Source organism: Blautia faecis (assembly GCF_020554845.1).
Lineage (GTDB): Bacteria > Bacillota > Clostridia > Lachnospirales > Lachnospiraceae > Blautia_A > Blautia_A faecis.
Map to the genome: position 1 here is coordinate 59,241 of NZ_JAJCIA010000010.1, position 16,476 is coordinate 75,716.

The window sequence follows — 16,476 nt, forward strand, 5'->3', positions numbered from 1 at the left end:
ACGTCACAACTTAGTTGACGCTCAGTAGTGGCTTTTCTTCTTTATCTCCGAAATTCCTCTGATGCGATATTTTCTCCGATGTTTCTCCGATATTCCCTTCGGAGTATTTTACACTCACTTCACCTTAATTGCCTTCTTCGGGCACATTTCCTGACAGCAGAAGCATCGAATACACTTCTTATAATCATAAACAGGCGGATTATTTTTGCCATTTCGAAAATCTACTGCTTTTCCAGGCACGGGACAGCTGTTTACACAGATTCCACAACGGATACATTTGTCAGGCTCAATGTATGGTTTCTTCTGGAAAATATTCAGAGCCTTGGCAAGCTTTGTCCAGACATTGTTTCGTACTTTCGTGCGGTCTACGTTGAAATTGGGATTGCCGTATTTTTCTATTAAGGCTTCCATCGAAATCACATTACAAACCACATCAATACCAATCTGCTTTTTATCTACAGAGACATTTGCATTCTGGTGTTGCTTCTCTCGCCCAGTTATTTCACTTCCTTCATCACGCACTACTGATGCCGAAAGATTCTCCTCAACTACCACAATCTCAATATTTTCTTCCCTGTAATTTCCCAGTCCCATCTTCTCCCCATGGTAATTGGTAGGAACCATCTCCGGTTTCAGATAAACCAGTCTTGCAAACACACTGTCCAGTGCCACCGGATCTGTGGACATCAGAATCAGGTTCATGGCTACCGGGTCTCCGGAGCCCGGTCCATTTCCCTCCATTGCAGTGATTCCATCCATAATGTAAAGTCTCGGCTTCACATACTGGTTCAGATCAATAAGCATCCGGGCGAAGCTGTCTGCGCTGGGATATTTGGTATGACCAATGGCCTTATTTTTCCCATATACAAATCCATAGCTGTTCTTCACTGCTCCTGTAATTCGCTCCAGAGCGTGGGTTTTCATTTTGGAAAGAGAAATCACACACTCTGCCTCCAGCAGTTCTTTCGGAAGGATAAATTCCTTCGCCTGGATACCCTCCGGATTTTCCACACGCACGCCCTTCGTATAGTCAATGGCCGGGATCTGGTACTTTTCCAGATAAGTGTCCATTCCGGTGCCCTGAATCACCTGTTTCGTAGTTCCGTGGCCACAGGAATCCGCAAGCACAATATTCTTATAACCTTCCTCACGTAGAATCCTGGCAAAGGCACCCACCACAACCGGATGCGTGATGACCGCTTTCTCCACTTCTGCTTTTTTCAAAAGATTAGGCTTCAAAAGGATTTTTTCTTCTTTATTTATAAGGTTGTCCAGACCTCCCAGCTGAGACAGACCATTTTTCATAAGTGTATAAATTCGTTCTTCGTTGTAAGCTTCACAGGGAAGTACAATTACTTTGCTTTTTGTGTTCATGTTTCTACCCATATTTTCAAACATACAGCCTGTAATCTGGATCTGCATGTCTGGTGCTCTCGTTTTATTTTGTAATTATTCTGCAATGTTTCACACATACATGCACGCCTTAATACAGTCGCAGAGGATAAGCTAAGATCACATTTCTGCGATGCAAACCGCCCTCAGTGCCTTCCGCACTGGCAATATACATGCCGGTACCACAGACAATGCATCTACCCCCATCTGCAAAAAAGTCTCCGTCAATCTGGTATCCGCCGCCAGTTCCCCACAGAGACATACTTTGCAATTCTGCGCGTGTCCTGCATCTACAATCATCTTTATCATTTTCAAAATTGCAGGATGATGATCATCATATTTCTTCTGTAAAAGCGGATTCTGACGATCCATGGCCAAGGTGTACTGAGTCAGGTCATTGGTTCCGATTCCCAGAAAGTCCACACGTTTCGCCAGCTCTTCCCCAATCATCACTGCTGCCGGAGTCTCCATCATAATTCCAGTCCGGATTTCCTTAAATGGTACACCAGCTGCCTTCAGCTCTTCTTTTACTTCCGTCACCAGAGCTTCAACCTCATCCATTTCCTCTTCCGAACAGATCATAGGGTACATCATCCCCAGATTTCCATACCAGCTTGCACGGTAAATGGCACGGATCTGGGTTTTAAACAGGTTCTTCCGGTCCAGACTGAGACGGATTCCGCGATTACCCATGAGAGGGTTGGTTTCTACCGGAATTTCAAGGTAGGAAGCCTGCTTATCAGCCCCGAGATCGGCAGTGCGGATAACTACCAGGCGGTCGCCCATAGTCTCAGCAGTTTTTTTATATGCCTGAAAAAGTTCTTCTTCCCCGGGATAATTCTCCCTGCCAAGATACTGGAACTCGCTTCGCAGCAGTCCGATTCCCTTTGCTCCATAATAAAGGGCGCTGTTTAAATCATCCAGACTGCCAATATTCGCGTAGATTCCCACTTCACGTCCATCTTTCGTAATATCGCCCTTGTCTTTCAGCTTCAAAAGGGATTCCCGCTCTACCAGATCTGCTTTTCGGCGAATCTCGTATTCTTTTCGTACCTCATTATCCGGCTCCAGATAGATGGTTCCCGTATATCCGTCAATAATGGCAATGCTGTCTTCCCACTCTTCTTCTGACTGTGGAATCCCAATACCTGTAACACAGGGAATATCCATATTTTTCGCAAGGATTGCAGCGTGAGAGGTAGCAGAACCTTTGCGGGTGACAATACCCAGAAGCTTCTCCTTATCCATTTCCATCAGTTCTGCAAGAGAAAGGGCATCTGCTGCCAGAATGACTGGTTCCTCTCCCAGATCAATTTTGTTCTCATCTTCCCCGAGAATTTCCAGAAGGAGACTGGAGATGCGGCTTACATTGTGGATTCGTTCCTTTATGGTCGGATCGTTCAGCCTGGAAAAAGTACTCTGCATCTCATCTCTTGTGGTCTGCACTGCATAAGCAGCAGTCACCTTTTCCCCTGTGATCATACTCTGTACCGCACGGAGAAAGCTGCCAGAGCCCAGAAGCTCTGCCTGCTCCAGGATCTGGTTTGTTCCATTTTCCCCATTCACTTTCACAATTCTATCCAAAGGTTGGGGTTCCATATCCAATTCAGGATCAGCTGTGTCCATTTGCTTTTCTGACATTCTGTCATACTCTTCCTTCAAAGTCTGCATCACATGCCGACGAGCCACATCAAAATTCTTCAGTTCCTTTTTTACATCATCTGCCTGATGCTGTCGGATCTGATATTCACCTTTCCGATAAAACCTGATTTTCCCAATGGCAATCCCCGCAAAGGCGGAAGCTCCCTTGTATATTTCCATTTTGTTTCTCCTCTAAAAAACTCATTTATTTCTGTAAATAATAATCACACACTGGCGAAGCTTTGTCAATATCCGTGTTGTTCGCTCTGGCCCCGGAAACATATATGTGCAAGCATTCTCCACCTCCAGCGACCTCTCTCCTTTCTCCGCAGTGCAATCCTGCCCGGTAGGACTTTTCTATTACATAAAAAAAGAGCCTGCACAGTGATTTATCCGTTTTTCTCCCGAATGGTTCACTCACAGGCTCTTTCCTGATGTTATCCTTTTACTGAATTAATTCAATTAATCGCAGGCAGCCTTAAACTCAGTCCAGTTCTTATTATACTGTTCCTCAGCTTCCTGACTTACATTCTTAATACTCTCACCGCTTGTTACACTGTCCGGAACCACCAGGCTCTCGTCTACCAGCTCGTCTGCTGCCTTGTTGGTGCAGTAGTAACCGATATAATTGAAGCACTGTGCAGCAACCTCCGGTCTTAAAATATAATCTACAAACTGGTAAGCTGCATCTGCATTTGGAGCCTCGCTTGGAATAAACATTCCCATAACACCGAAGCCAAGACCTTCCTCCGGATAAACCACCTTCAGATCCGGGTTCTCTGCCAGAGCTGCAGTTACCTGGGAGGTGTAAAGGAATGCTACAGAAGCCTCTCCGTTCAGCAGTGCGTTCTGGGTGTTGTCATCCTGGATCATACGCACATTGGGTGCCAGCTCTACCAGCTTTTCACCAGCTTCTGCAATGGTATCCACATCTTCTTCATTCATACTCTTACCCATGGTGAGAAGAGCAATGCCGTTGATCACACGGTAGTTGCCGATCAGCGCTATGCTGTCCTCCAGAGACGGATCCCACAGATCAGAATAGCCCTTAATGTCAAGATCAACCTCCTCCGGATCGTATACGATCAGCGGAATACCTGCACCATATGGTACGGTGTACTCGTCCTTCTCATCATAGAACTGTCCCTGATAAAGAGGATTGATGTTTCCCCAATTGGAGATTTTGTCTTTGTCAAGCTTGGTAGCAAGACCCTCTTCCACGATTTTCTCGAGAATGTAGTCATCTGCGATTACCACATCATAGTCTCCGCCTTTTGCCATGGAAACTTTCTCCAGCATGGTTTCGTCAGTGTCAAAGTTGGAATATACGATCTTACAGCCGGTTTCTTCCTCAAATCCGTCCAGAACCTCCTGCGGGAACATTCCTTCCCAGGTATAGAGGACCAGCTCGGAGTCAGCTGCGTATACAGGTGACAGACTGCCACAGATTGCTGTTGCAGCAAGAATTACCGCAAATACCTTTTTCTTCATAATCATTCTCCTCTTCTTCAAAAACACAGCCGGCTTCTGCCAGCCACGTTTCCGTTTTTATAAATTTCCATGTTTACTCTGCCTTGATCTTCGTCCACAGCTCCGCATATTTCTGCTTGATCTTCGGTTCCTGATAACGGAAGATCTCGCTGTTTGGATTTTCAAAATCCGGGATGTAGGAGGAAACGCCCTCATACTCTCCGGTGATCATAGTTTCGTAAACACTCTTTACAGGAGAAGTATAACCTACTTCTTCCGTATTGGAAAGAGCAGATTCTTCATTTAGCATAAAATTAATAAACTGATGGGCAAGCTCTGTCTCATTGCAGTCCCTCGTGATAACCATTGCATCATACCAGTTATTGGTTCCCTGGCTCGGTGTGAAGTAATCCATATTCGGATTTTCGCTTATAATATAAGAAGCATCTCCAGAATAAACAACTGCCATAGCCTTGTTTCCGGAAATCATATTGTCAATGACGTCATCACCTGCGTAAATCGGGTCCATGGTATTTCTCTGGTCAACCAGCCACTGGTAAGCTTCCTGAATCTGATTCTCATCTGTAGTATTCATGGAATATCCAAGAGCCTTCAGTGCGATCATAAAGGAATCCCGCTCAGAATCATACATGTAAATATTTCCTTTATATTTGGTATCCCTGAGAAGATCCCAGCCCTCCTGAAGATCTGCCGGATCAACCACAGTCGTATCATAAAGAATACCAACCGTTCCCCAGAAGTATGGACAGGAATAACGATTTCCCGGATCATAGCTTTTATTCATGACCTCATCCATCAGGCTGCCCTTATTCGGGATCAGATCCCAGTCAATATACTGTAAGTAATCCTCTTTAATCAGACGCTCGATCATATAATCCGAAGGGATCAGCACATCATAGGACTCACCGCCGGAAAGCTTGGTGTACATCATTTCGTTGGATTCGAAAGTTTCGTAAACTACTGTACAATTATATTCCTGCTCAAACTGTGTCAGAAGATCCAGATCCATATATTCTCCTGCATTATAAACCTTCAGGACATGGTTCTCCGCTGCACCGCCTCCGCACTTGATCAGTCCGAAGCCAAGGGCAAAAACCAGCAGAAGGGCGATCACACGCTGAATCTTTTTCGCATGCTTGCTGGCATGCTTTTCCAGGATCTTCGGAAGTACATTTGCGAAAACCATTACCAGCACAATGACTACGATTACGATGGTTGACAAAGCGTTGATGGTAGGGTTAATTCGCTTGGTCATGTTGTAAACCACGATGGAAATATTCTTTACACCGTTTCCGGATACAAAGTACGAAATTACGAAATCGTCAAAGGACATGGTAAACGCCAGCAGCGCACCGGCGAAAATGCCATCCTTGATCATGGGCACGATTACCTTGGTCAATGCCTGGAACGGAGTTGCTCCAAGGTCCATGGCTGCATTTGCCAGGTTCGGATCAAGGCTTCGCACCTTGGGATAAACACTGGTGATCACATATGGCGTACAAAAAGAAATGTGCGCCAGCAGCATGGTAAAGTACCCTTTCCGGAAGCCCAGTGAAGAAAACAGAAGCATCAGTCCGATTGCAGTAACAATATCCGGGTTCAAAATGGGCAGGTTGTTGATATTTAAAAGTGTTTCCTTTAACACCTTCCTGGACTTGGAAAGACCAATTGCAGTGATGGTTCCCAGCACTGTGGAGATCACAGTTGCCAGGATGGCGATGGTCACAGACACGTAAACCGCTTTGCTGACTTCTGTATTGTGCAGCAGCTCTGTATACCATCTCATGGAGAATCCCGTAAACCTGGTCAGGGATTTGGAGGAATTAAAGGAAAAAATCATGGTCACCAGGATTGGCAGGTAAAAGAATACCAGACAGATGGCCACATAAAATCTCTGAAAAAAGCTTGTTTTTTTCTGCATGATACTCTCCTACTCTCCTTTTTCCTTGTCCATCCGCTTCATCAGACTCATGGAGATCAAAATGATCACCGCCAGAATCATGGAAATGGCACTTCCAAAATTCCAGTCTCCAACTGAGATAAACTGGGACTCGATCAGGTTACCGATGAGCATGTACTGTCCACCTCCCAGAAGCTTCGGGATAACGAAGGAGGAAATGGCAAGAAGGAAAACCATCATAATACCATTTACCACCCCTGGCAGGGACAGCTTCCAGATTACCTTCCAGAAGGTCTGGAAACGGTTGGCTCCCAGATCGTAGGCTGCCTCGATCAGGGATTTGTCCATTTTATTTAAGGAAGTATGGATAGGAATGATCATAAAGGGCATAAAGTTGCAGATCAGACCTACCATTACGGAAAAATCCGTATACATCATGCTGATAGGTCCCAGTCCGATTTTTGCCAGAAGATTGTTGATGATTCCGTTATCTGCAAGAAGATTCATCCATGCATAGGTACGAAGAAGCATGTTGATCCACATTGGGATGGTTACCAGCATAATGAGAAGTCCCTGGACTTTCTCAGAGCATCTTGCAATGATCAGGGCAAGGGGATAGCCAAGCACCAGGCAGATAAAGGTGGTGAGAAGTCCCAGCCAGAAGGATTTCAGGATTACATTCAGGTAGGTAGCTTCCAGGAATTTGGCAAAATTCCCCCAGGTGAAGGAAAGTGTCATTACTTCATTTCCTTCTGTGGTGAACGCATACAGGGCAATGAGAAACAGTGGGATCACAAGGATAACAATTGCCCAGATAAAGTAAGGAATGATCAGTCGCTTAAACTGTTTCATCAATAAGCTCCCATTCTGTACATGACGTGAATGTCTTCCGGTCCGAATTTCAGTCCTACCTGGCGGCCCACTTCCGCATAATCGGTGGTCTGAACTTTATAGGTGCGCAGTTCTGTTTCTACGAGAATTTCGTAATGAACGCCTTTGAAGGTGACGTTTCGGACAACACCGTTGATTTTCGCCTGAGATGGTTCCACAATGTCAAGGTCCTCAGGACGAAGCACAACCTCGATTTCTTCATTATCCTCAAAGCCTTTGTCCACACATTCGAATTCAAATCCGTCAAACTGAACCAGATAATCTCTGATCATAATTCCTTCTATAATATTGGACTCTCCAATGAAGCCTGCTACGAAACGGTTTTCGGGCTCGTTGTAAATATCGGTAGGAGAACCGATCTGCTGAATTTCACCGTTATTCATAACGACCACGGTATCAGACATGGAAAGGGCTTCCTCCTGGTCATGCGTAACATAAATAAAGGTAATTCCAACCTCCTGCTGGATTTTTTTCAGCTCGATCTGCATCTGTTTTCGTATTTTCGCATCCAGGGCGCCAAGAGGCTCGTCAAGAAGAAGGATTTTCGGCTCATTTACCAGAGCACGGGCAATGGCAACTCGCTGCTGCTGTCCGCCGGAGAGCAAGGTGACATCTCTTTTTTCGAAACCCTCCAGACCTACCATTTTCAGCATTCTGGTGACTTTCTGGGCGATCACGTCCTTGTCCACTTTTTTCAGATTCAGACCGAATCCAATGTTCTCTGCCACATTCAGATGGGGAAAAAGGGCATATTTCTGGAAAACGGTGTTTACCTCTCTCTTATATGGAGGCAGCTTGGAAATCTCAATTCCGTTAAACAATACTTCGCCGCCGCTTGGCTCCTCGAAGCCTGCAATAATACGAAGGGTTGTGGTCTTTCCACAGCCACTTGGTCCCAGAAGGGTGAGAAACTCGTTCTCATAGATGTCCAGATTGATTCCGCGGAGAACCTGCTGGTCATCAAAGTTTTTTGTGAGGTTTTTCAACTCTATGAGTTTGTTCATTCGTGTGCTCCTTTCCGGTCACTGTCTGCATAACGTTCAGCAACCCTTTCCATTCCCCGGAATGTATCTGATCTCGCCTTGATTCCATGGATACAGTCCAGTAAGAAATATTCAATCCGCAAATCTACTGCGATCTCCGGCGCAGCTTTTTCACAAGGGAATATACAAGCAGAATTCCTACCGTAAAAGCCAGCATAATCGTACACAAGGCATTGATTTCCGGCGTAACACCGGTTTTGATCTGAGTGTACACCTTAATTGGCAAGGTAGACAATCTCGGACCGTTAATAAAAATACTGATTACCACGTCGTCCATGGACATGGCAAAGGCAAGCAATGAGCCGGACGCAACAGCTGGCATGATCAGTGGCAGCGTAACGTCAAGAAAGGCTCTCATGGAAGTAGCTCCAAGATCCCGGGCAGCTTCCTCAAGGGAAGGATCCATGCCCACAAGTCTGGCTTTTACTTCCATCAATATATAAGGAATGCAAAATACCGTATGTCCGATCAGCAGAGTAAGCATTCCGAAGGGCAGGTTCAGCATGTAGAAAAATGCCATCAGCACCATACCCAGAATAATTTCCGGTATCATAAGGGGCAAAATGGAAATGTACTCCAATGCGCCTTTTGTTTTCCAGTGAATCCGTGACAGGCCTACAGCGCCTAAAGTTCCGATAACTGCTGAAACCGCGCAGCTGGCCACGCCAAGGATCAGGCTGTTTACCAGTGCTTCCATCATGGCACTGTCTGCGAAAAGCTTTTCGTACCACTGGAGGGAAAATCCGGTGAGACGGACAGGCAGCTTGGACTCATTGAAGGAGAAAATGATGACTACGGCTACTGGGAGGTACATTAAGAAGAAAATGATACCAAGGTATATCTTCTCAAAGCGGGTGCTCCGTTTCATGCCAAAGCCTGTATTTCTCTTCTTTCCAAACTTTTTAACTAATGTACCGTTTTTAGCCTCGGCGCCTTCACCTTGCATTTTCGGATTCAGCACTTCTATTTCATTATTTTGTGTTTTTATCATCCCAGCCCCTCCACTTCTTTCGCATTGGTGACCTTGCGGTATAGCAGAATCATCAAAGTGGTAAGGATCATCATGATCACTGCCAGAGCTGCCGCAAAGGGCCAGTTATTTCCCCGGGTCATCTGATCCTGTATCAGGCTACCTACCAGCACAACTTTGTTTCCGCCCAGGATATCTGCTATGAAAAACAGTCCCATAGATGGAATAAAGGTAAGGATCACACCGGACAAAAGTCCTGGCAGGGTCAGCTTAAAGCTCACTGTCCAGAAGGCCTTCGCCTTACCTGCCCCCAGATCACGGGCAGCTTCTACCAGTGACCAGTCCAGTTTTTCCGCACTGGAATATACTGACAGAATCATAAATGGCAATAACACATATATCATACCAATGACGATTGCCGGGTAGCTGTACATGATTTTCAGCGGCTTCTCGATCAGGCCAAGCTTTTTCAGCACAAAATTCAGAACGCCTTTTTTCTGAAGGATGATGATCCAGCCGTAAAGTCTGATCAGGGAATTTACCCAGAAGGGAAGCATAAGAAGAAGCATAGCTTTCTTTTTACCGCCTGCTGGTAATTTCGCCATAAAATAGCCAAAGGGATATCCGATCAGGGTGATAAAAACAGTACTTGTAATGGCCAGCTGGAAGGACTGGACAAAGGTGTCCAGGTACACTGGTTCCAAAATATTCCTGTAATTATCCAGTGTAAAAATCCACTGTACACCGTGGACTTCTCCGGGAGTGGCAAAGCTTAAGGCAACCATATAGATAAGAGGACAAGCCACAAAAATCAGGGTAAAAATGTAGAGTGGCAGAATCATCCAGATGGTGGCGCGGGTATGCCTGGTGGATGCAGCACTCTTGCTATTGCCGCGGATATTCTTTACAGGCGCAGATTCCTGGCTGTTGCCGCGGCTGTTCTTTACAGGTGCAAATTTCCGGCTGTTGCCACGGCTGTTACTGAGACCGCCCATCACTGAATTCCTCCTGACATATCAGCAGGCTCTTTCGTCTTAAACTCCCGATCTACTACAATTGCATTTCGCGGATCAAAATACCATTTTATCTGCTGACCTGGCTGAATGTTTGCATTCATGCCAAACCGGCTGGCTGTGATTTCTGTGCCGTCAGCCAAAGCAAGCAGAACTCGCAGCTGACCTGCAGCGAAATTCTTCTCCTTCACAGTTGCGTGAAGATGTCTGCCAGTTCCCTCAGCTTCATTTTGCTCAACTACATTTTCCATTTCAGCTTCATCCAGCAGAATATTTTCGCTTCTCACAGCCAGGGTAAGCTGCTCTCCCACCTTTACAATCTCTTCTGTATAAACGGAAACAGTGTCATTACCTATTTGAACCTGTGCATAAGAACCATTTATTTCTACAACTTTTCCTTTTAAAATATTGGCATTTCCCACAAAGGTTGCCACATAACTTGTCTTCGGATGGTTGTAAATCTCATCCGGAGTGCCGATCTGCTCAAATTGCCCCTGATTCATTACCACGATCCGGTCGGACATATTAATGGCCTCTTCCTGGTCGTGGGTGATATAGATAAAGGTAATTCCAAGCTTCTTCTGCAGTCGCTTCAGTTCCAATTGCATCGTCCGCCGAAGCTGCAGATCCAGAGCTCCGAGAGGCTCGTCCAGAAGCAGTACACGTGGATTATTTGCCAATGCTCTTGCAATGGCTACACGCTGCTTCTGTCCGCCGGAGAGCTCCGCAGGTTTTCGTTTCTCGAAGCCTTCCAGCTGAACCAGCTCCAGCATTTCCTTAACCTTTTTCTTTATATCCGCTTTTGGTACTTTTCGTATTTTCAGACCATACCCGATGTTATCCGCCACGTTCATATGGGGAAAAAGGGCATAGTTCTGAAATACCGTGTTCACATCTCTCTGGTTTGGCTCCAGATTCGTCACATCTTCCCCCTCCAGCCATACACTTCCGCTATCCGGCTGCTCCAGTCCGGCAATAATGCGAAGAGTGGTCGTCTTTCCGCAGCCGGAAGCACCCAGCAAGGTGACGAATTCCCCCTGATCAATTTGCAGATTGATTCCCTGTAGAACATATTCTTCTGATGTAAAACTTTTTTTCAGATTTCTTAATTCAAGAAATGAGTCAGACATTTGTCTCCCCCTTTCTGGAGCGTGTTTAAAAAATATTCCTGCAGGCTTCCACAAATTGTGACACGCATTTTGAAGAAAGCCTTTTTTAACACGCTCTGCTGTAATGTTAAGTGAAGTACGAAAAAAATACGGGATACCCCTATAGCCATACATTCAGAAAATCTCTGTATAAACACGGTGCATGTTTATACAGCGCCATTACTGTATATTGCTATATCGGTAACCCGTATTCCCATATAATTCTTCAAAAAAAGGTACAACAACAGCAGGTCCGTCCTGCTCCATCCAGTCAGAACGTACCCCGGTAGCTCCAAGATTTTCGGAACCTCTTCCAAGCCCGCCTAAAAAAGCTGCAACTCTTGCTGCAGTCTCTCTCTCTATTTTCTTTTCAAAAAAGCCTGGGGCGGAATAACCTGACATGTACCTCATCTCCTTTGTTTGCAATCAAAGTGTATTCTATCATAGAATGAATCATTTGAAAACAGTTATTTTCCCATTGGCATAAAACTTTTGTGAAATGTTTTGTGAAATGCTATTTTACCTTATGATATTTATTGAGCTTTTTCCAACACCATGATACAATAGCTTTAAGGGTTTTTACTACATTTGAGGAGGTTTTCCATGAAAGAAATTACAGCTGTAAAAATTAATCCAACAGATTTTGCTCCCTTTGGCACCTACTGTTCCATGACTGAGCCGGAAGGTTATCCTTTACAGGGCGAAATCCACAAATTTTATCCGGATCGTATCTCAGGTACTTGTATGGGAAGTATGGGATTTTCTCCCATTGCCGTACGCAAAGATGAGCGAATCGTTAAGATGGCAGAATACCACACAACCACCTGGGAAGGCATTGTAGCTCTGGATGATGATATGATCATTCATGTTGCTCCTGCATCTGCCGGTACGCCAGTCCCGGAACTTACAAAGGCCTTCATTGTTCCCAAAGGACATATGGTAAAGATCAATGCTGCTATCTGGCATTTATGTCCTCTGCCGGTAAACAACGATGTCCTTCATGCAATGATCATTTTACCGGAATGTACTTATGCAAATGACTGTACGGTAGTTGAGTTTGAGGAAAAAGACTGGTTTAAAATCGTATAATCAGAATTTTCTCCCACGATAAATCAGAATTTTTACCCAAGATTTTCTTGACAAATGGCTGCTTATAACTTAAAATATTTTTTGTGTCTGATAAGTGTATAAATTTTTATACACTTATCATTCCATAAGCTGGAATAGCTCAGTCGGTAGAGCACTTCACTCGTAATGAAGGGGTCGTGAGTTCGAGTCTCATTTCCAGCTTTTTTTATTTGATCAAACGGATATTCCAGATTCGCTTCGCTACTTGCTTATTGTAAAAAGATTCAAAAAGACTGCATTCCTCACATCTGAAATTCAGATATGTAAATGCAGTCTTTTTTGCTATTTTATTACTTATTGGCTATTTATTTCTCATTTGCTATTTCTGTCTGCTTTGTTATTGTCATTTTTTTGCTGTGGCTCTTTTCTTCACTGTTTCTGCCTTTTTCTCTGCCTTGACAGCTTCTTCTGCTTTCGCAGCTTTTTCTTCCTTTACTGACTTCTTTGCCGGAGCTTTTGCCTTCACAGTCCTTACCAGTTTTCCTGCAGTCTTATCTTTCGCAGTTTTCGCTGCGGTCACTTTCTTCCTGGCTGGGGCTTTCCCGGGAGTGCAGCTGTAGATGCTTACACCAAGTGCCGGCAGTTTCACCTTAATAGAATGCTCCCGTTCATCGCACTCTTCTGCTTTTGCTGTCTTCACACGAGAATTTACTACACCCTCGCCGCCGAATTCTGTTGCATCGCTATTAAAGATTTCTTTATATTTTCCAGCAAAGGGCACGCCCACCTGGTAATTCTCGTAGGGAATTGCGGCGAAATTACAGATTACAAGCAGAGTTTCCTCTGGTTTCTCTGTCTTACGCAGGAAGGTGATCACATTCTCCTCATATTTCATCAGCTGAACCCACTCAAATCCGTCATACTCATCATCCATCTGATAAAGTGCAGGTGAATTCTTATAAAGAGCATTCAATGCCTGAATGCATTTCCCAAGTTCCTCAGGCATATCAGCCCCTGGTGCCATCATCTTACAACCAGGATGCACCATCATATAGGAATAAGCCTCTCTCACCTGTGCCAGCTTCTGCTTCTCATCCCCCGGAAGTTTTGCCATAAACTCATCCAGGCTTCCCACATCTCTGCTTCCAAGAGTCAGAATATAATGCTCAGAATATGCATATAAAGTGGACAACGTCAGCTGATCATGATAATTCTTCCGCAAGATCGGATCCACAGACAGATAAAAGAGGAAATCTCTTGTCCATCCGCCACTCCATTTATAATCAAATCCAATGTGGTCATTCTCCACACTGTCTGTCAGCTCCGGCCACAGACCATCCTCCTGTGCGATCAGAAGTGCTCCTGGATCACGCTTCTTCAAAATAGAATTCAGATGCTTCAGAAATTCAATAGCATGAAGGTTCTCATTGGAGCCATACATATTCGGTGTCCAACCATCTTTTCTGCCATAATCCAGATATAGCATGGCGTCCACATCATCCATGCGAAGTCCATCCACATGGAAAACCTCCAGCCAGAAACAGGCATTGGAAATCAGGAAATCCATTACCATAGGACTGTCATAATTATAAAGCATGGTGCCCCACATCGGGTGGACAGCCATTTCCGGGTCTTTCACTTCATAAAGAGACGTTCCGTCAAATTTCTCCAGACCGCCTGCGTATCTCGGGAACTGAGCCGGTGACCAGTCAAGGATCACGCCTATTCCCACCTGATGAAGCTCATCTACCAGCGCTGCAAATTCTGCTGGTGTGCCATAACGTGTGCTGACTGCAAAGTATGCAGATGTAGGGTATCCGTCTGAGCCATCCTCCAGAAATTCCATAACCGGATGAAGTTCCACATGAGTATATCCCTTTTCTTTCGCAAAAGCCACCAGCTCTTTTCCTGATTTCCACTGTCCCAGACTTGTCTCATAAATGGAAACCGGCTGCCTGCGGTCATCGTATTTCTTACGTTCAGCCATCCAGCCGCTGTCGTTCCATGTAAAATCAGAAACATCTGCCACAACAGAATTCCACAACGGTGCAGGCTGGGTTCTGTTTCCATAAGGATCTGCCTTCTGAAGGAGCACATCCCCTTTCGCCTTAATTTCATAACGATAGGCATCTCCCGCCTTTACTCCCGGGATAAAAAGTTCAAAAAGGCCTGACATGGGCATCTTATGCATGGGGAGTGCTCTGCCATCCCAATTATTGAATTCGCCAACCACACTTACCCGAACTGCATTGGGTGCCCACACTGCGAAATGAGTGCCTGCTACCCCATTCATCACCATGGGATGTGCGCCCATTTTCTTATAGGCTTCATAATATACGCCGCCAAGGAAGGCTCTTTCATCCTCTTCTGTGAGAAGTCCGCCAAATGCGTAGGCATCCTTAAAGTTCTTCGTCTCCTTCTCAAACTCTACTTGAAATTCATAATCCGGAATTCTTCTGCCTGGGATCAGCACTGCATAATAGCCAGCCTCGTCCTCCAGCTCCATTTCATATTTCGTGCGCCCTGTAACCACTGCCGCAGCTCTGGCTTCCGGAAAAAAGCCCTGTATCAGCACACCATCCGGTGTCAGTCTCGGTCCCATCACATCTCTTGGCGCTGTCTCTTCCCCGTATACAACCGCTTCAATTTCTGGCCAGTCCATATAATCATATACTGTTTTGCTCATAAGTCTCTCCATTTCCCCGCCAATTTTCACGGACTGTCGGATTTTTAGAAAATATGTTAATATTGTTATAATTTTCCCGTCAATCCGACCACAATTTTGATAGTTCTATTTTACCATTTTAAGCAGGAAAAAGAAAGAAATTTGTTTGACAAATACACCCCTCTGCGTTAAATTATTGGTATATAATTTTGAAAACACCTAAGGAGGATTTTTCAATGAGTAATCGAAACTACGACGTAACTGCACTTGGCGAGCTTCTTATTGATTTCACAGAGAATGGAACCAGCGCACAGGGCAACCCGATCATGGAAGCGAACCCAGGCGGAGCTCCATGTAATGTTCTGGCTATGCTTGAGCGCCTTGGCAAGAAGACCGCTTTTATCGGAAAAGTTGGAAAGGATATGTTCGGAAACCAGCTGAAGGCCGCTGTGGAAGAAGTTGGAATTGATACAAGAGCTCTTATTATGGATGAAGAAGTACATACCACACTGGCATTTGTCCACACCTATCCGGATGGAGACAGAGACTTCTCCTTTTATCGTAATCCAGGTGCTGACATGATGCTGACAAAGGATGAGGTTCCGGATGACCTGATCCGCGACTCCCGTATTTTCCATTTCGGAACTCTCTCTTCTACCCATGAGGGCGTACGTGAAGCTACACGTCATGCCATTGAGGTGGCAAAAGAGGCCGGCTGTATCATCACCTTTGACCCCAATCTGCGCCCGCCACTCTGGAAATCCCTTGAGGATGCCCGTGTCGAGATTGAATACGGCCTTACCAAATGTGACGTTCTGAAGATTTCTGACAACGAAGTGGAATTCCTTTTCGATACCACCGACTACGACAAGGGTGCTGCACTGATCGAAGAGAAATATCACATCCCGCTGGTTCTCATTACACTGGGTAAAGACGGAAGCCGCGCTTATTACAAGGGACGCCGCGTAGAGTGCGCTCCATTCCTTCAGGAGCACACCATTGAGACCACAGGTGCCGGAGACACCTTCTGTGCCAGCATCCTGAACTATGTTCTCGACCACGGTCTGGAAGACCTCTCCGACGAGAACCTGATGGAAATGCTTACCTTCGCAAACGCAGGCGCATCTCTTATCACTACCCGCAAGGGTGCTCTCCGCGTGATGCCAACTCGCGAAGAGGTTGAGGAATTTATTGCAAAGAGTGGCAGATAATCCACATAAAAAATAAAACATATAAACAATAAAAACAGGAACA

Annotated in this window: 13 protein-coding genes and 1 tRNA gene; 3 read left to right on the forward strand and 11 right to left on the reverse strand. The window is 45.2% G+C overall.

Going from position 1 to position 16,476, the window contains the following annotated elements:
• Positions 1-114 precede the first annotated feature (114 nt).
• The 10 genes from LIZ66_RS07020 to LIZ66_RS07065 all read right to left on the reverse strand — a co-directional run bounded on the left by LIZ66_RS07020 (position 115) and on the right by LIZ66_RS07065 (position 11,891).
• Positions 115-1,422: a DUF362 domain-containing protein gene (locus LIZ66_RS07020; RefSeq protein WP_227200743.1), complete on the reverse strand. Its 1,308-nt coding sequence runs from the start codon at positions 1,420-1,422 to the stop codon at positions 115-117.
• Positions 1,423-1,512: 90 nt separating this feature from the next.
• Positions 1,513-3,213: a phosphoenolpyruvate--protein phosphotransferase gene (gene ptsP, locus LIZ66_RS07025; RefSeq protein ID WP_173716825.1), complete on the reverse strand. Its 1,701-nt coding sequence runs from the start codon at positions 3,211-3,213 to the stop codon at positions 1,513-1,515.
• Between the two features lie 282 nt (positions 3,214-3,495).
• Positions 3,496-4,524, reverse strand: a complete 1,029-nt coding sequence (locus LIZ66_RS07030; RefSeq protein ID WP_227200742.1) for a polyamine ABC transporter substrate-binding protein — start codon at positions 4,522-4,524, stop codon at positions 3,496-3,498.
• A 73-nt stretch (positions 4,525-4,597) separates the two neighbouring features.
• The gene (locus LIZ66_RS07035; protein ID WP_227200741.1) at positions 4,598-6,445 is read right to left on the reverse strand and encodes an extracellular solute-binding protein; all 1,848 of its coding nucleotides are present in this window, start codon (positions 6,443-6,445) and stop codon (positions 4,598-4,600) included.
• Between the two features lie 9 nt (positions 6,446-6,454).
• On the reverse strand, positions 6,455-7,276 hold the full coding sequence (locus tag LIZ66_RS07040) for an ABC transporter permease (protein WP_148461825.1): 822 nt from the start codon (positions 7,274-7,276) through the stop codon (positions 6,455-6,457).
• Complete coding sequence (potA, locus tag LIZ66_RS07045) at positions 7,276-8,319, reverse strand: spermidine/putrescine ABC transporter ATP-binding protein (protein WP_195379445.1); 1,044 nt, start codon at positions 8,317-8,319, stop codon at positions 7,276-7,278. The genes LIZ66_RS07040 and potA overlap by 1 nt, the downstream gene beginning before the upstream one ends.
• A gap of 124 nt (positions 8,320-8,443) precedes the next feature.
• Positions 8,444-9,226, reverse strand: coding sequence for an ABC transporter permease (locus tag LIZ66_RS07050; RefSeq protein WP_227200763.1), 783 nt, complete (start codon positions 9,224-9,226; stop codon positions 8,444-8,446).
• 119 nt (positions 9,227-9,345) lie between these two features.
• A complete protein-coding gene (locus LIZ66_RS07055) occupies positions 9,346-10,170 on the reverse strand; it encodes an ABC transporter permease (RefSeq protein ID WP_195392015.1) in 825 nt (274 codons plus the stop codon).
• 152 nt (positions 10,171-10,322) lie between these two features.
• Positions 10,323-11,471 carry an ABC transporter ATP-binding protein gene (locus tag LIZ66_RS07060; protein WP_227200740.1) on the reverse strand — a complete coding sequence of 383 codons (1,149 nt, stop codon included), beginning with the start codon at positions 11,469-11,471 and terminating at the stop codon, positions 10,323-10,325.
• Between the two features lie 198 nt (positions 11,472-11,669).
• On the reverse strand, positions 11,670-11,891 hold the full coding sequence (locus LIZ66_RS07065) for a hypothetical protein (protein ID WP_227200739.1): 222 nt from the start codon (positions 11,889-11,891) through the stop codon (positions 11,670-11,672).
• A gap of 201 nt (positions 11,892-12,092) precedes the next feature.
• On the opposite strand from LIZ66_RS07065, the gene LIZ66_RS07070 reads away from it, so the two are divergent.
• Together LIZ66_RS07070 and LIZ66_RS07075 are read left to right on the forward strand one after the other, a co-directional pair.
• Positions 12,093-12,578, forward strand: coding sequence for an ureidoglycolate lyase (locus LIZ66_RS07070; protein ID WP_227200738.1), 486 nt, complete (start codon positions 12,093-12,095; stop codon positions 12,576-12,578).
• A gap of 128 nt (positions 12,579-12,706) precedes the next feature.
• Positions 12,707-12,779: transfer RNA gene (locus tag LIZ66_RS07075), tRNA-Thr, on the forward strand.
• A 181-nt stretch (positions 12,780-12,960) separates the two neighbouring features.
• On the opposite strand, the gene glgB is transcribed toward LIZ66_RS07075, so the two are convergent.
• Positions 12,961-15,243, reverse strand: coding sequence for a 1,4-alpha-glucan branching enzyme (gene glgB / locus LIZ66_RS07080; protein WP_227200737.1), 2,283 nt, complete (start codon positions 15,241-15,243; stop codon positions 12,961-12,963).
• A gap of 215 nt (positions 15,244-15,458) precedes the next feature.
• Here glgB and LIZ66_RS07085 point away from each other — a divergent pair, with 215 nt between their 5' ends.
• A complete protein-coding gene (locus tag LIZ66_RS07085) occupies positions 15,459-16,433 on the forward strand; it encodes a carbohydrate kinase family protein (protein WP_227200736.1) in 975 nt (324 codons plus the stop codon).
• Positions 16,434-16,476: the final 43 nt, after the last annotated feature.

Excerpts from the sequence above, each read along its gene's own strand:
- LIZ66_RS07020 (WP_227200743.1), bottom strand. The coding sequence starts at position 1,422 with ATGCAGATCCAGATTACAGGCTGTATGTTTGAAAATATGGGTAGAAAC.
- ptsP (WP_173716825.1), bottom strand. The coding sequence starts at position 3,213 with ATGGAAATATACAAGGGAGCTTCCGCCTTTGCGGGGATTGCCATTGGG.
- LIZ66_RS07030 (WP_227200742.1), bottom strand. The coding sequence starts at position 4,524 with ATGAAGAAAAAGGTATTTGCGGTAATTCTTGCTGCAACAGCAATCTGT.
- LIZ66_RS07035 (WP_227200741.1), bottom strand. The coding sequence starts at position 6,445 with ATGCAGAAAAAAACAAGCTTTTTTCAGAGATTTTATGTGGCCATCTGT.
- LIZ66_RS07040 (WP_148461825.1), bottom strand. The coding sequence starts at position 7,276 with ATGAAACAGTTTAAGCGACTGATCATTCCTTACTTTATCTGGGCAATT.
- potA (WP_195379445.1), bottom strand. The coding sequence starts at position 8,319 with ATGAACAAACTCATAGAGTTGAAAAACCTCACAAAAAACTTTGATGAC.
- LIZ66_RS07050 (WP_227200763.1), bottom strand. The coding sequence starts at position 9,226 with ATGAAACGGAGCACCCGCTTTGAGAAGATATACCTTGGTATCATTTTC.
- LIZ66_RS07055 (WP_195392015.1), bottom strand. The coding sequence starts at position 10,170 with ATGATTCTGCCACTCTACATTTTTACCCTGATTTTTGTGGCTTGTCCT.
- LIZ66_RS07060 (WP_227200740.1), bottom strand. The coding sequence starts at position 11,471 with ATGTCTGACTCATTTCTTGAATTAAGAAATCTGAAAAAAAGTTTTACA.
- LIZ66_RS07065 (WP_227200739.1), bottom strand. The coding sequence starts at position 11,891 with ATGTCAGGTTATTCCGCCCCAGGCTTTTTTGAAAAGAAAATAGAGAGA.
- LIZ66_RS07070 (WP_227200738.1), top strand. The coding sequence starts at position 12,093 with ATGAAAGAAATTACAGCTGTAAAAATTAATCCAACAGATTTTGCTCCC.
- glgB (WP_227200737.1), bottom strand. The coding sequence starts at position 15,243 with ATGAGCAAAACAGTATATGATTATATGGACTGGCCAGAAATTGAAGCG.
- LIZ66_RS07085 (WP_227200736.1), top strand. The coding sequence starts at position 15,459 with ATGAGTAATCGAAACTACGACGTAACTGCACTTGGCGAGCTTCTTATT.